Annotated in this window: 11 protein-coding genes; 4 read left to right on the plus strand and 7 right to left on the minus strand. The window is 59.9% G+C overall.

Going from position 1 to position 12,975, the window contains the following annotated elements; genetic code table 11:
- Nucleotides 1-147 precede the first annotated feature (147 nt).
- A complete protein-coding gene (locus ACQK2G_RS10530) occupies nt 148-1,974 on the plus strand; it encodes a PHA/PHB synthase family protein (protein WP_425404985.1) in 1,827 nt (608 codons plus the stop codon).
- Nucleotides 1,975-2,009: 35 nt separating this feature from the next.
- On the opposite strand, the gene ACQK2G_RS10535 is transcribed toward ACQK2G_RS10530, so the two are convergent.
- The 5 genes from ACQK2G_RS10535 to argC all read right to left on the minus strand — a co-directional run bounded on the left by ACQK2G_RS10535 (nt 2,010) and on the right by argC (nt 6,541).
- Nucleotides 2,010-4,091 carry a methyl-accepting chemotaxis protein gene (locus ACQK2G_RS10535; RefSeq protein ID WP_425404986.1) on the minus strand — a complete coding sequence of 694 codons (2,082 nt, stop codon included), beginning with the start codon at nt 4,089-4,091 and terminating at the stop codon, nt 2,010-2,012.
- Between the two features lie 148 nt (nt 4,092-4,239).
- The gene (locus ACQK2G_RS10540) at nt 4,240-4,410 is read right to left on the minus strand and encodes a hypothetical protein (protein ID WP_425404987.1); all 171 of its coding nucleotides are present in this window, start codon (nt 4,408-4,410) and stop codon (nt 4,240-4,242) included.
- 19 nt (nt 4,411-4,429) lie between these two features.
- A complete protein-coding gene (locus ACQK2G_RS10545; protein ID WP_425404988.1) occupies nt 4,430-4,966 on the minus strand; it encodes a gamma carbonic anhydrase family protein in 537 nt (178 codons plus the stop codon).
- Between the two features lie 10 nt (nt 4,967-4,976).
- Entirely contained in the window at nt 4,977-5,531 is a 555-nt protein-coding gene (locus ACQK2G_RS10550) for a nucleotidyltransferase family protein (RefSeq protein WP_425404989.1), read from the minus strand.
- 44 nt (nt 5,532-5,575) lie between these two features.
- Complete coding sequence (gene argC, locus ACQK2G_RS10555; protein WP_425404990.1) at nt 5,576-6,541, minus strand: N-acetyl-gamma-glutamyl-phosphate reductase; 966 nt, start codon at nt 6,539-6,541, stop codon at nt 5,576-5,578.
- 321 nt (nt 6,542-6,862) lie between these two features.
- Between argC and ACQK2G_RS10560 the strand changes: the two genes are divergently transcribed.
- Nucleotides 6,863-7,366 (plus strand): YbaK/EbsC family protein, encoded by a 504-nt coding sequence (locus tag ACQK2G_RS10560; RefSeq protein WP_425404991.1) that lies wholly within the window; start codon nt 6,863-6,865, stop codon nt 7,364-7,366.
- Between the two features lie 24 nt (nt 7,367-7,390).
- Here the strand turns inward: ACQK2G_RS10560 and ACQK2G_RS10565 are convergent, their stop codons facing one another.
- Nucleotides 7,391-7,630: a DUF2061 domain-containing protein gene (locus tag ACQK2G_RS10565; RefSeq protein WP_425404992.1), complete on the minus strand. Its 240-nt coding sequence runs from the start codon at nt 7,628-7,630 to the stop codon at nt 7,391-7,393.
- A 197-nt stretch (nt 7,631-7,827) separates the two neighbouring features.
- On the opposite strand from ACQK2G_RS10565, the gene ACQK2G_RS10570 reads away from it, so the two are divergent.
- Both ACQK2G_RS10570 and ACQK2G_RS10575 read left to right on the plus strand, forming a co-directional pair.
- Nucleotides 7,828-10,182, plus strand: a complete 2,355-nt coding sequence (locus ACQK2G_RS10570; RefSeq protein ID WP_425404993.1) for a xanthine dehydrogenase family protein molybdopterin-binding subunit — start codon at nt 7,828-7,830, stop codon at nt 10,180-10,182.
- 183 nt (nt 10,183-10,365) lie between these two features.
- Nucleotides 10,366-11,700 (plus strand): aspartate aminotransferase family protein, encoded by a 1,335-nt coding sequence (locus ACQK2G_RS10575; protein ID WP_425404994.1) that lies wholly within the window; start codon nt 10,366-10,368, stop codon nt 11,698-11,700.
- Nucleotides 11,701-11,772: 72 nt separating this feature from the next.
- Here ACQK2G_RS10575 and ACQK2G_RS10580 read toward each other — a convergent pair whose 3' ends face one another.
- On the minus strand, nt 11,773-12,939 hold the full coding sequence (locus ACQK2G_RS10580) for a cytochrome-c peroxidase (RefSeq protein WP_425404995.1): 1,167 nt from the start codon (nt 12,937-12,939) through the stop codon (nt 11,773-11,775).
- Nucleotides 12,940-12,975 lie beyond the last annotated feature (36 nt).

Here is a 12,975-nt window from a genome sequence, read left to right on the forward strand (position 1 = left end):
CTGCAAGGCAAGGGCATCCGCGTACCGCGCCCCCTTGGTCTGTGCCCTGGCCTGTTCTATAACTCGATTGTAATTCGACTTTTGGACTATGCCGCTGCATGACGGTGCCGGTAAACTTGTTCCATTACTTTCGGTTAAGGGTTCGGTATGAGCGATAAAACGAGCGATAAAACGGAAGGTCAGAAGGACTGGCCGGATCCGGTCGAGTTCTCCCGCCAGTTCGGGCAAATCGCGGAACGCAGCCAAAAGCTCGTCACGGACTTCCTAAACAAACATCCGGCCGGCGCGGAAGGGGCGCTGGGCCATGGTGATCCACTGAATGTCGGCGCCGCCTTCCTGGAAATGACGCACCGGATGATGACCAATCCGGCCGGTATGATGCAGGCCCAGGTCAATCTTTGGCAGAATTACGTCAATCTCTGGACCGCCACCACGCACCGCATGCTGGGCGGCGAGGCCGCGCCGGTCATTCATCCTGAGAAGACGGACAACCGATTCAGGGACGAAGCCTGGAACGAGAACGCGTTGTTCGACTACATCAAGCAATCCTATCTGCTGACCGCTCGCTGGATGCAGGAGACCGTCGGCGAAGTCGAAGGCCTGGATCCCAAGACGGCCAAGAAGGTCGATTTCTACACCAAGCAATTCGCCGACGCCCTGGCGCCGAGCAACTTCCTGCTGACCAACCCGACCGTGCTGCGCGAAACCCTGGACAGCAAGGGCGAGAACCTGGTTCGCGGTTTGGAAAACCTGCTGAGCGACCTGGAAAAGGGCGAAGGGCGGCTGAAAATCTCGATGACCGACGCCGAGGCTTTCGAAGTCGGTGTGAATATCGCGACGACGCCCGGCAAGGTCGTCTTTCAGACCGAATTGATGCAGTTGATCCAGTATGAGCCGACGACGGAGAAGGTGTACAAGACGCCGCTCGTGATCGTTCCGCCGTGGATCAACAAATATTATATCCTGGACCTTCGGGCGAAGAACTCCTTCATCAAATGGGCGGTGGATCAGGGCCTGACGGTCTTCGTCGTTTCCTGGGTGAACCCGGACCACAAGCTGGCCCAGAAGACCTTCGAACACTACATGACCGAAGGCACGCTGGCGGCGATCGACGCGGTCCTGAAGATCACGGGCGAGCCGCAGACGAACATCATCGGCTATTGCCTGGGCGGCACGCTGACGGCCTCCACCCTCGCCTACATGGCCGCCAAGAAGGACGAGCGGGTCAAGTCCGCGACGTTCTTCACCACGATGATCGATTTCGAGGAAGCCGGCGAACTGTCCGTCTTCATCGACGAGGAACAGTTGAAAGCGCTCGAGGAGCGCATGAACGACCGCGGCTATCTCGAAGGGTCGGAAATGGCGACGACCTTCAACATGCTGCGGGCCAATGACCTGATCTGGTCCTTCGTTGTGAACAATTACCTCATGGGCAAGGACCCCTTCCCCTTCGACCTGCTCTACTGGAATTCGGATTCGACCCGGATGCCGGCGGCGATGCACAGTTTCTACCTGCGCAAAATGTATCTTGAGAACAAGCTGATCGAGCCGAACGGCATCACCTTGTGCGATACGCCGATCGATCTGACGCGCGTTGAAGTGCCGATCTGCGTCCTGTCTACGCGGGAAGATCACATTGCGCCGTGGAAATCGACCTACGCGGCCACGCAGACCTACAAGGGCCCGGTGAAGTTCATTCTGGCGGCCAGCGGACATATCGCCGGCGTGGTCAATCCGCCCAACCCGGAAAAGCCGAAATACTCGCACTGGACCAATACCAAGAACCCGGCAACGCCGGACGAATGGTTCGACACCGCGACCGAACACCCGGGATCCTGGTGGCCGGAATGGCTGAAATGGATCAAAAAACATTCCGGCCGCAAGCAGACGGCGCCGCGTATCCCCGGCACCGCGGAGAACTACCCGGTCATAGAGGATGCGCCCGGCTCCTACGTCAAAGCGCGGATCACCTGACGGCTAGGTTTCTCTAGCCGGGCCTCACCAGGGCCTTACCCTTCCCGGATCGTGCGCAGGAAGTCCGTCACGGATGCCTGCATTTTGTTTGCCTGGACCGAAAGTTCCTCTGTCGCCCCGTTTACCTGCTCCGCGGCCGCGCCCGTTTCCGTCGCGGTCCCCAGCAGTTCTTCCATCGTACCGCTGACATCGGTGACACTTCTCGCAGCGTCGGACATCGATTGCGACATCGTGTTGGTCGTGGCGGATTGTTCCTCCACCGCTGCGGCGACCGAGTTGTTCATCTCACTCAAACGCCGCACCGTCTCTCCGATGCCCCGAACGGCCGACACGGACTCCTTGATGGCGTCGCGCATGGAATTGATCTCGGAACTGATTTCGTCAGTCGCCTTGGCGGTCTGGTTCGCGAGCGATTTGACTTCGTTGGCAACAACCGCAAAGCCCTTACCGGCTTCCCCGGCGCGGGCCGCCTCGATCGTGGCGTTCAGGGCCAGAAGATTGGTCTGTTCCGCGATGTCCAGAATCAGGTTCACGACCGCGCCGATACGGTTGGAGGCCACATCCAATGCGTCTATCCGCGCCTGAGCGTCGGCGGCTTCGTCAGACGCATTGCGCGCTGCGTTCGCCGCATCACCAACGGTGCTGGCAACTTCGGCGATCGCACGATCCAGTTCCTCGGCCGCCTGGGCCACGGAATCGATATTCGACGATGCAAGTCCCGCCGCTTCCGAGACCTGACGGCTGCGCGCCTCCGTACCCGCCGCAGCATTCGCCACCTGACTGGCTGTCGCGGTCAATTGCGTCGCAGCCGCGGACACCAACTGGATCGACCCACCCACCTGTTGTTCAAAAGAGTCGGCCATCTTCAGCATCGCTTCACGCTGCAGCCTGGCCTGGTTTGCCTGCGCCTCTACCTGTTCCTTGCGCATCCGGTCCGCAGCCTGGGCTTCTTCCTTGAACTTCTGCACCGCAACGGCCATGTCACTGACTTCGTCATCCCGATTGAAAGCCGGCACTTCCGCATCAAGGTCGCCGCCCGATAACAGGGCCATGGAGCCGGCAATTTCGTTCAACGGCGCCAGGACCTGCCGATAGGTCACGAAGAGCGCGAGACCGACAATCACAAAGGCTGCAATCATCAGGGAGATATCAAGAGCAAGTCTCACTATCGCCGCATCACGGATACTCTCGATATCGGCGGAAATCTCCTCCGATGCCTGATTGCGCGCCGCTAGAATCGCGCCGACTCCAATCGACGCCAATTCAAACCATTCCTGCGACGAAATCGGATAGGCCTCTCCCAGTCCGCTGGCGGCGACGATACGATCTACCGCGCCGGAGATATCCCTGTCGTTGAACTGCTCGCTTTTCGTGAGAAGGCGCTCAAACTCCGGCGAGAACAATCCGACGCGGTCATGCGCCAGGGACAATCCCGTATCCACATGCCCGATATTGAATCCGACTTTTTGGATTTCGGAAACAGATAGCGGCGTTCCGGCTCCGAGCACGCCTGTGAGCATACCGCGTGTCCGGCCGGCATATTCGCTGGCGACCCAAAGGCCGCCGCGGGCGGCGAAAGTATCGATCAGATGCGGCGGCATATGGTCCCCGAGTTCCTCTTCCTCATGGGATCGCAACGCCTGACTGTCCTTGATCAACTTGGAGAGCGCCGCGAACATCGCCGCGCGCAAATCGGCTTGATCGCCTGCCGAACCCGCCCTCAAAACGGCGTCGCGTTGCACGCGCAGTTCAGCCAGGGTGTCGATGTCGTCTTCGATATGGGCAATGTCCTTCGCCAACTTGCCGGACCCGATACCGCGGATTACGGCAAGGGCGCTTTCCAGGGACCGGTCCGCGGCGGCGCCCGCATCTGCAATCCGCGCGGCACGTTCGGCCGTCACACCACTGGGATTACTCAACGCACCCGCGCTCATTCCCCGTTCCGTCGCATAGGAGTCGACGGCGTCGTAGAGGTCTATCGAGGCCTGATTGATCTCCACCGCCTTCGTACTTTCGGTGTACAACTGCCAGCCGACGAAGGATTCATAGGCGGCATACCCGACAAGCATTAGGCCCAAGGAGCAGGTCGCAAGGGTGAGCTTCGTACTGATCTTCATGAAAAACCTACCGTGATCGCTAAGCAGCCCCCCCAAAGGATGCCTCACCGCAAGATTTTCATTATTTCAAAGTGCGGACCCTAATGACTTGAAAGATCTCTGGAAACTTATTTTTCTATTTATGTATTCGACTTTAGTAGATAGCTAATTAGTGACGGATTGGTAAAAAAGAAGAACCCTCGACCTGATGGCGAGGGTTCCTGTGCTTTTCTTTTCTTGAATAGGCCTTGGCGTTCTTCTCGACACGGTGTCCAAGTCGCCATGCCGCCCTGGCTTCCGCGTTCCGCTTCTTCGCGGGCGCGGCCTTGATACGCTTCATGTTCCTCTCTCCTTACTCCTCAGGACTTGTCACAAGCTATGCGGTGCTTGGCGGCAAGGTCCACGTAATGGGGCGATGTGTAGTCAATCATCCGCGCATCGCTTTCACGGGTCATCCGCATGAACTTCGCGGGCGAACCGGCCCAGAGTTCTCCAGCGGCGACTGTCTTGCCCGGCGTCAATAAGGCGCCTGCGGCGACCATGCCCCGCTTTTCAACCCGGCAATCGTCCATCACGCAGGCCTTCATGCCGATGAAGGCTCCATCCTCAAGCGTGCAGGCATGGATCAAGGCCATATGACCGATCGAAATGTCGTCGCCGATATAGGTACCCTGGCCTTTACTGGAAACGTGAACCACGGTGCCGTCCTGCAAATTTGTCCGGGCGCCGACCCGAATTTCGTTCACGTCGCCGCGCAGCACGCAGTTATACCAAATGCCCGAATTTGGCCCGATTTCGACATCGCCAATGATCACCGCGCCCGGCGCGATGAAGGCCGATGGATGGATAACCGGCTTCTTGCCTTCATATTCGATGATTGTCGGACCTGAACTCATCGGCTCTCCCCTATCCGTTATCCTTGGTTTCACCCATTGCCGCAGGCCAAGGGCCTTCGACCGCCAGACCGGGCCAATGCGACAACCACCCCTTTTGCGTCAAGCGCCCATCGAAGGCCCTGCGGCATCGATCACTGTCCTCCGCCGGTCGTAGAATGCCACGCACCAGATCGGAAAGACCGAACGGCGCCACTATCCACAAACCGTCGTCACCATCCATCCTAACGGCGACCGCGGTCGCGGTTTCCGGCCACCGCCGCATCGCCGCGGCGAGATCCGGATAGGGATCATCGCCATGTTTCGCATGCATTCGCGCCTGATTGCGCACCGACCAGGGCTTGTCCGGCGCGGCCGCATGCAGGGATTTCTCAAGTTCCCCTTCCCGTTCACTCCCGGCGCCCGGTTCATGGATCAGAACGTCGATGTCAACGGGCCTGCCCGGCATACGGCCATGCAAGTCGTCCCAGACCGCATTTCTGACGAAGCCCGCACCGATCCAGACCGCCTTCCCGCCCACATCGCGGAGTGTGCGAAGCGCGTCCGCATGCCAAGGTGAGGCCAACAACAGGCGCGACAGGTGCCTGTGCGCTTGATTCCGTCCGGAGAGGGTCAATAGACGAGCGGCGTCTCCAGCCCCTTCCCTTCATCCGCGCCCAGCATGATGTTCAGGTTCTGCACCGCCTGACCCGACGCCCCCTTGCCGAGATTGTCGATCAGGACCATCACGACCGCCTGCTGCCGCTCCTCATGACCGAAGACATGAATCCGCATGCTGTTGGTGCCGTTCAGATCCTCAGGATCCAGCCGGGACATCGTCGCCGTATCCGAAAGTTCGGCGACTTCGACATAACGCTCGCCCGCATAGTGGGTCTTGAAGACCTGCACCAGATCGGCGGCCGTCGGCGTGCCCGGAAGCGACCAGAGCTGCAGCGGCAGCTGCACCAGCATGCCTTGCCGGTAGCGCCCCACGCTGGGAACGAAAAGCGGTTTGTGCTGCAGCCCGCCCCATTGCTGGATCTCCGGCACATGCTTGTGCTCCAGACCAAGCCCATAGGCCCAGAATGTTGCGGTGCTGTAATTCTCCGCGCCTTCGTCCTCGAATTCCGCGATCAGGGATTTGCCGCCCCCGGTATAGCCGGAGATCGCATTGATCGTGACGGGCCATTCGGCCGGCAGGACGCCCGCGGCCACCAGCGGATGCAGCATCGCCACCGAAGAGATCGCATAACAGCCGGGATTGGTTACCCGTGCCGCCTTGGCAATCTCTTCCCTTTGCCCTTTGTCGAATTCCGGAAAGCCATAGGTCCATCCTGCGGCCGTGCGGTGCGCGGAGGACGCGTCGATGACCCGCGCATCATTGCTCTCGATCAGGGCAACCGCTTCTTTCGCGGCGGCATCGGGCAGGCAGAGGATCGAGATATCGGCGCTGTTCAACGCATCGCGGCGGGCATTCTCATCCTTGCGGTTCGCTTCGGATAGTTGGATGAATTCCAGATCGTCCCGCGCCTCGAGCCGGGCCCGAATCTGCAGGCCCGTCGTTCCCGCTTCGCCATCGATGAAGATTTTTGCTGTCATTGGTCTGATCCCAAACAAGTCATTTTTCGGTCGGTCGCTACAGGGGTCGTCGAACCGCCCCTAATCCGCGGCCCAGAAACAAATAAGGCGGCACAGCGGCCGCCCATAGAAACCATGCCGGCCCGTCCGGGCCCTGTCGGTCCTATCGTCGCGTACCGCGCGCCGAAACTTGTTCACCCCGTCGAAGCATGATTTCGTCCGTTCCAATGTGGCGCGTGGCCGGGCCGTTCCCGGATGCGCGGGCGCACTATGATCCGAAGCGGGTCGCCAAGGCAAGTATTTTGGACACGGCTTCGAAGATTGAAAGCGGGAGTGCAGGTCATGACGGAATTGCAGGATCGGGTCCGGAGCGCCCTTGAGAAAAGCGGCGTTTGGTTCGAAATTATCGACTGCGACCCCAGCCTCGCCGATACCGCCGCATTCTGTGCTCATTATGGCTACAGCCCCGATATTTCCGCCAATGCGATCCTCGTAAAGACCAAGACCGGGGACGAGAAATTCGCTCTGTGCATGGTCTTGGCGAATGCGCGCCTGAACGTTAACAGCACCGTGCGCAAGAAATTCCCGGCCCGGAAGGTCTCCTTCGCCTCGCGGGAGGAAACCCGTCGCCTTACCGGGATGGAAATTGGCGGGGTCACACCGATCGCGCTGCCCGAGGATCTGCCGCTATGGGTCGATGCTGCCGTGATGGAGTGCGAGAAGATAATCCTGGGCGGCGGCGGGCGCGACACCAAGGTCATCGTCGATCCGGCCTATTTCCGGGCCACACCGAACACCGAAGTGGTGACTGACCTTGCGACGCCCATCCCGCAGGATAACGGGTAGCCCCCGTCAGGCCTCCCGGCCCGCCTATTTACCGGAGAAACGGGCCCAAACCCGCTCATGAATGGTATAAGCCACGGTCTGGACCAGAGGTTCGACGATTCCGATCCCGAGCGCGATTCTCCAATCGCCTGAAAGCGCATAGGCCACTGCGACGGCCACGACCAAATGCATGACACTGTAGCTGCCGGTTTTCGCGATCTGGCGCGTGATGGCCGGGTTCACGGTATTATTCAAATATGAAACGGCGACTGACATTATCTTCATCCTTGCGTCCCGCAACTCACTTTATGTGATTGCGACTTATTCGCAATATAGATAGTCGATCGCGCTATTATGTCAAGATTGGACCTGCAGTTATGCCATCAAGTGCCCCTTCCTTTTTCGATGACGCGCGTTAATCTTTACATTCGTTCCAAAACATAAAAATCTTCACCACATTTCTGATCCAGAGGGAGTTGGCTATGCCGGCATTGGACGATCCAGCCATGTCATCCGGGAAATTCGGAATTGGGCAGAACGTGCCCCGCAAGGAAGACCCCACCCTGCTGACAGGGCACGGGAAATACACGGACGACCTGAATCTGGACGGGCAATTGTATGCCTATGTATTCCGTTCGCCCTATGCCCATGCGATCATCAAGAATGTCGACACCGCCGCCGCGATGGAAAGCCCCGGCGTCCACATGGTGGTGACCGGCAAGGACCTGGTGGAGGCCGGATACGGCACCCCCCCCTGCGTCGTGCCGCTAAAGAGCCCAGACGGCACCGACATGGTGACGACGCCCTGGATGGCCCTGCCCGCCGACCGCATCCGCTACGCGGGTGAAGCAGTCGCCATGGTCATCGCCGACACATACACGCAAGCGAAAGACGCCGCCGAACTCATCGACCTGGACGTCGAGGAACTGTCGGCCGTCGTCGACATGGAAAAGGCCGCAGCGAACGGCACCGAGCAAATCTGGCCGGATCTGACCTCAAACAATACCGCCGTTCATTGGGAAGGCGGTAAAAAGGACGAAACCGAGGAAGCCTTCGCAAAGGCGGCCCATGTGACCAAAATGCGGCTTAACAACAACCGCCTCGTGGTCGCGCCGATCGAACCGCGTTGTTCGATCGCAGATTACGATTCGGAGGAAGACCGCTATGTCTTCCACTCCTGCTCCCAGGGCGTGTTTGGTCTGCGCAACAACCTAGCGCAGCACGTCCTGAAGGTGGAACCGGAAAAACTGCGTGTGCTGACATACAATGTCGGCGGCTCCTTCGGCATGAAGATCTATGTCTATCCGGAATACCTGCCGCTTCTGCATGCCGCCAAGGCGTTGCGCCGGCCGGTGAAATGGACGGATGAACGCAGCGGATCCTTCCTCAGCGATACACATGGTCGCGCCATGAAGTTCGATGCCGAACTGGCATTGGACGAAGACCACAATTTCACCGGCGTCCGGGTGAAAGTTGTCGGCGATTTGGGGGCCTATATCTCTTTTGTCGGCCCAATGATGGCCAGTCTGAATATTCTTCGGAACGGCATCGGTGCCTATAAGACGCCGACCATGTTCGTCGAATCCGACCTCGTCTTTACGAACAAGACACCGGTCGCGGCCTATCGCGGCGCGGGACGTCCCGACGGCAACTACATCATGGAAAACCTGATCGATCAGGCGGCCCGCGACCTTGGCATCGACAAGATCGAACTGCGCCGCAAAAACCTCGTCCCCGCCGATATGATGCCCTTCACGGCCGGCAATGGCGAACAGATCGACAGCGGTGATTTCCTGGGCACGATGGAAAAAGCGTTGGAGGTCGGCGACGTCGCCGGTTTCGCGGCACGCCGCAAGGAGAGCGAATCGCGCGGCAAGCTGCGCGGCCTGGGTGTCAGTTCCTTCTGCGAAGTGACCGCGACACCGGCCAAGGAGATGGGCGGCGTGCGGTTCGAGGAGGACGGCTCCGTCACCATCGTCACCGGAACCCTGGATTACGGCCAGGGCCATGCCGGCACCTTTGCGCAGATCCTGGTCGACCTGCTGGGTATTCCCTTCGACAAGGTCCGGCTGCTGCAGGGCGATAGCGATCAGCTGTTGGCCGGCGGTGGCAGCGGCGGGTCCCGCTCCGTCATGGCAACCGGCAGCGCGCTGGTCACCTGCTCCGAGCAGATCATCGAGAAAGGCAAGCAGCTTGCCGGCCATCTGTTCGAGACGGCCGCCGCCGATATCGAGTTCAACGAAGGCAAGTTCGGCGTCGTCGGTACCGACCGTGAAATCGGTATTATCGAATTGGACAAGGAATCCAGGAAGATGACCAATCTGCCGGAAGGGCTCGATCCGGGCCTGACGGTGGAACTGGTAAACGACCTGCCAGACCCCGCCTATCCCAACGGCTGCCATGTCTGCGAAGTGGAAATCGATCCGGAAACAGGAACGGTGACGCTGGACCGCTACATGACGGTCAACGACTTCGGCGTATTGGTGAACCCGATGCTGGTCGAAGGGCAGGCCCAGGGCGGCGTCGTCCAGGGCATCGGCCAGGTCCTGTGCGAGGAAGCGGTGTATGACGAGGACGGCCAGTTGCTGACCGGGTCCTTCATGGATTACGCCATGCCGCGCGCGGGCGATCTGCCCAATATCGGTTTCGTCTCCAAGCCCTCCCCCGCGACGACCAACTCGCTGGGTGTGAAGGGTTGTGGCGAAGGCGGCACCGGCGGTTCGCTGCCGGCTACCTCCTGCGCGGTTCAGGATGCGCTGGCCTCGGCCGGGGCCCAACCGATCGAAATCCCGGCGACGCCGGAAAAGGTGTGGCGGGCGCTGAACGCGGCCGGCTGATAAGGCATTCGCTCCACCGGGTCATTGCTCGACAATTGGACCGGTGGAGCCCTCATATTTTCATAAAGCGGCCCTCTTCGGGGGCCGTTTTTTTATGCGACAATACAGCCAATTCAGTCCTATCCTTCCGTCCTGCGCCCGGGATCTCGGAAATCCGGGTGTATTATCTATGGGAGTCTTCCAATGAACGTCATGACCATGCCGACCGACGGCGGCACAAACTCGCTCGAACAGTACTGGATGCCCTTCACGGCGAACCGTGATTTCAAGGCCTCGCCGCGCCTGATCACCAAGAGTGAGGGCATGTATCTCTGGAACCACCAGGGCGGTAAGCTGATCGACGGGTCGTCCGGCCTGTTCAATGTCGCGGCCGGTCATGGGCGCAAGGAAATCGCCGACGCGGTCTATGCCCAGATGATGCAGAACGACTATACCGCGCCGTTCCAGTTGAACCATCCGTCGGCCTTCGCGCTGGCTTCCAAGCTGACCAACATTCTGCCGGATGCCTTCAACCACGTCTTCTTCACCAATTCCGGTTCGGAATCGATCGACACCGCGCTGAAAATCGCCATGGCCTATCACCGGGCCCGGGGCGAAGGCCATCGCATCCGCTTCGTCAGCCGCGAACGTGCCTATCACGGCGTCAACATGGGCGGCGTTTCGCTCTCCGGCATGGTGCGCAACCGTGAAACCTTCCCGGCCGTGATGCCCAATATCGTCACGATCCGGCATACCTGGGATCCCGAGCAGACCTTTACCCGGGGTCAGGCCGAGCGCGGCGCGGAACTGGCGGATGATCTGCAGCGCCATTGCGAGACCTATGGCGGCGGCACCATCGCCGCGGTCTTCGTCGAACCGGTCGCCGGCTCCACCGGCACGCTGGTGCCGCCGAAGGGCTATCTGCAGCGCCTGCGCGAGATTTGCGACAAGCACGGCATCCTGCTGGTCTTCGACGAGGTCATCACCGGCTTCGGCCGCCTGGGCCATCCCTTCGCCGCCGACGCCTTCGACGTCACCCCGGACATCATCACCATGGCCAAGGCCCTGACCAACGGTGCGATCCCGATGGGCGCGGTCGCGGTTCGCGACGAGATTTACGAGACGGTCACGGAAGCCGCGCCGGAAGACGCGATCGAGTTCTTCCACGGCTATACCTATTCCGGCCATCCGGCGGCCTGCGCGGCCGGTCTGGCAACGCTGAAGATCTATGAGGACGAAGGCCTGTTCGAACGCGCCGCGGGCTTGAGCGATTATTTCCTCGATGCGATCTGGTCGCTGAAGGATATGTCCATCGTCAAGGATCTGCGCGGCATGGGCCTGATGGCCGGTGTCGAGTTGCACCCGATCGAAGGCAAGCCCGGCATCCGCGGGAACAACCTGCAGAAGGCCCTTTTCCACAACGGTTGTCATGTAAAATGGACCGGCGATACCGCCATCGTTGCGCCCAGCCTGATCGCGGAAAAATCCCATGTGGACGAAATCGTCGACTGCATCCGCAAGACGCTGGAAGCGGTCTGATCCACCTTCCATCCGACGCAAGAAGGCCCGCCTTCCGGCGGGCCTTTTTTTGTTTTCGAACAATGGGTTCGGCTATTCTTCCAATAAATGTTCGTAGCGCCGGTCGGTCAACGTTTTCAGGAAAGCGACAATGGCATCGATCCGCTTGTCGTCCAAAGCGGGGCCGTGTTCCAACTCCTCCAATGACAGGTTCGCCGACACTTCCGGCGCCCCCCAGGGGTTGCCCGTTTCCGGGTTGATCTGCCCCGACGCCTTCCTGGTGTTGTACTTGTTGTAGAAAACGACTGTGGTCCGCAAATCCTTGAAGACGCCGTTATGCATATAGGGGCCGGTCACCGCCACGTTGCGCAGGGTCGGCACCTTGTACTTGCCCGCCTGCTCCGACGCGTCGACAGCCGGATTGTCCAACAGGCCGCGGTCGATGAAATCGGACCCCTTGCCGTTCACCGCCCGGGCGGCCTCGTTCACAGGAATGCCTATATTGTGGAAACGGTAGTTGCTGAAGGTCTCCTCAGTGGACATCTGCGAGCTGTGCAACTGATGGCATTTGTTGCAGTTGGTGAACTGCTGCGAGAAGAACAGCACCCTGCCCAAGTCCTCCTGCTTGTTCAGCTTCACCTCACCGCGCAGGAACCTGTCGTATTTAGAATCGAAGGGGGCGAAGAACTCCGTCTCCTCGAAAGCGGCTATACTCTCCGTCATCGCCGCATAGGCGGCATCCGTATCCGCCAACACTGCGGGTCCGTACAAGGCCGCGAAGCTTTCCCGATAGGCCGGGTTTTCCCAAAGACGCGCGACAACCGACGCCTTGTCCGGCATCCCCATTTCAATCGGATTGAGGGGCGGACCGCCCGCCTGCCCTTTCAGATCCGGCTCTCGACCATCCATAAACTGGCCGCCGACATAGAAACCATCCGCGGTCCGGTGAAAGGCCGGGGAGAAACGGGCATAGGAGGCCGTCGGCGTATTGCGGTCACCCAGCGATACCCCGTCATCACCAAGGGAGACGGCGCGTCCTACCTGCGTTTCACGCGGGTCGGTGAAGGCATAATCGGGATCGTGGCAGGTGGCGCAGGACTGGCTGCGATTTCGGGACAGGTTCGTGTCGAAGAACAGGGCGCGGCCGAGCGCTTCCTTACTGTCCAGGGCGGTTCCGTCCTGCGCGTGGATCGGTGATGCCGTTGCAACCAGTACCGACACGAGCGCCATATTGAACCAGAGGCATAAAGCCCTTCTCATTTCCCCACCTGCAATCCTTGTACGATGCCAAGATTG

It is taken from the genome of Hwanghaeella sp., from assembly GCF_965227365.1.
Classification (GTDB): domain Bacteria; phylum Pseudomonadota; class Alphaproteobacteria; order UBA8366; family Aestuariispiraceae; genus Hwanghaeella.

Bases quoted from the DNA above. Each gene is read 5' to 3' on its own strand.
- ACQK2G_RS10530 (WP_425404985.1), top strand. From the start codon at position 148: ATGAGCGATAAAACGAGCGATAAAACGGAAGGTCAGAAGGACTGGCCG.
- ACQK2G_RS10535 (WP_425404986.1), bottom strand. From the start codon at position 4,091: ATGAAGATCAGTACGAAGCTCACCCTTGCGACCTGCTCCTTGGGCCTA.
- ACQK2G_RS10540 (WP_425404987.1), bottom strand. From the start codon at position 4,410: ATGAAGCGTATCAAGGCCGCGCCCGCGAAGAAGCGGAACGCGGAAGCC.
- ACQK2G_RS10545 (WP_425404988.1), bottom strand. From the start codon at position 4,966: ATGAGTTCAGGTCCGACAATCATCGAATATGAAGGCAAGAAGCCGGTT.
- argC (WP_425404990.1), bottom strand. From the start codon at position 6,541: ATGACAGCAAAAATCTTCATCGATGGCGAAGCGGGAACGACGGGCCTG.
- ACQK2G_RS10560 (WP_425404991.1), top strand. From the start codon at position 6,863: ATGACGGAATTGCAGGATCGGGTCCGGAGCGCCCTTGAGAAAAGCGGC.
- ACQK2G_RS10565 (WP_425404992.1), bottom strand. From the start codon at position 7,630: ATGAAGATAATGTCAGTCGCCGTTTCATATTTGAATAATACCGTGAAC.
- ACQK2G_RS10570 (WP_425404993.1), top strand. From the start codon at position 7,828: ATGCCGGCATTGGACGATCCAGCCATGTCATCCGGGAAATTCGGAATT.
- ACQK2G_RS10575 (WP_425404994.1), top strand. From the start codon at position 10,366: ATGAACGTCATGACCATGCCGACCGACGGCGGCACAAACTCGCTCGAA.
- ACQK2G_RS10580 (WP_425404995.1), bottom strand. From the start codon at position 12,939: ATGAGAAGGGCTTTATGCCTCTGGTTCAATATGGCGCTCGTGTCGGTA.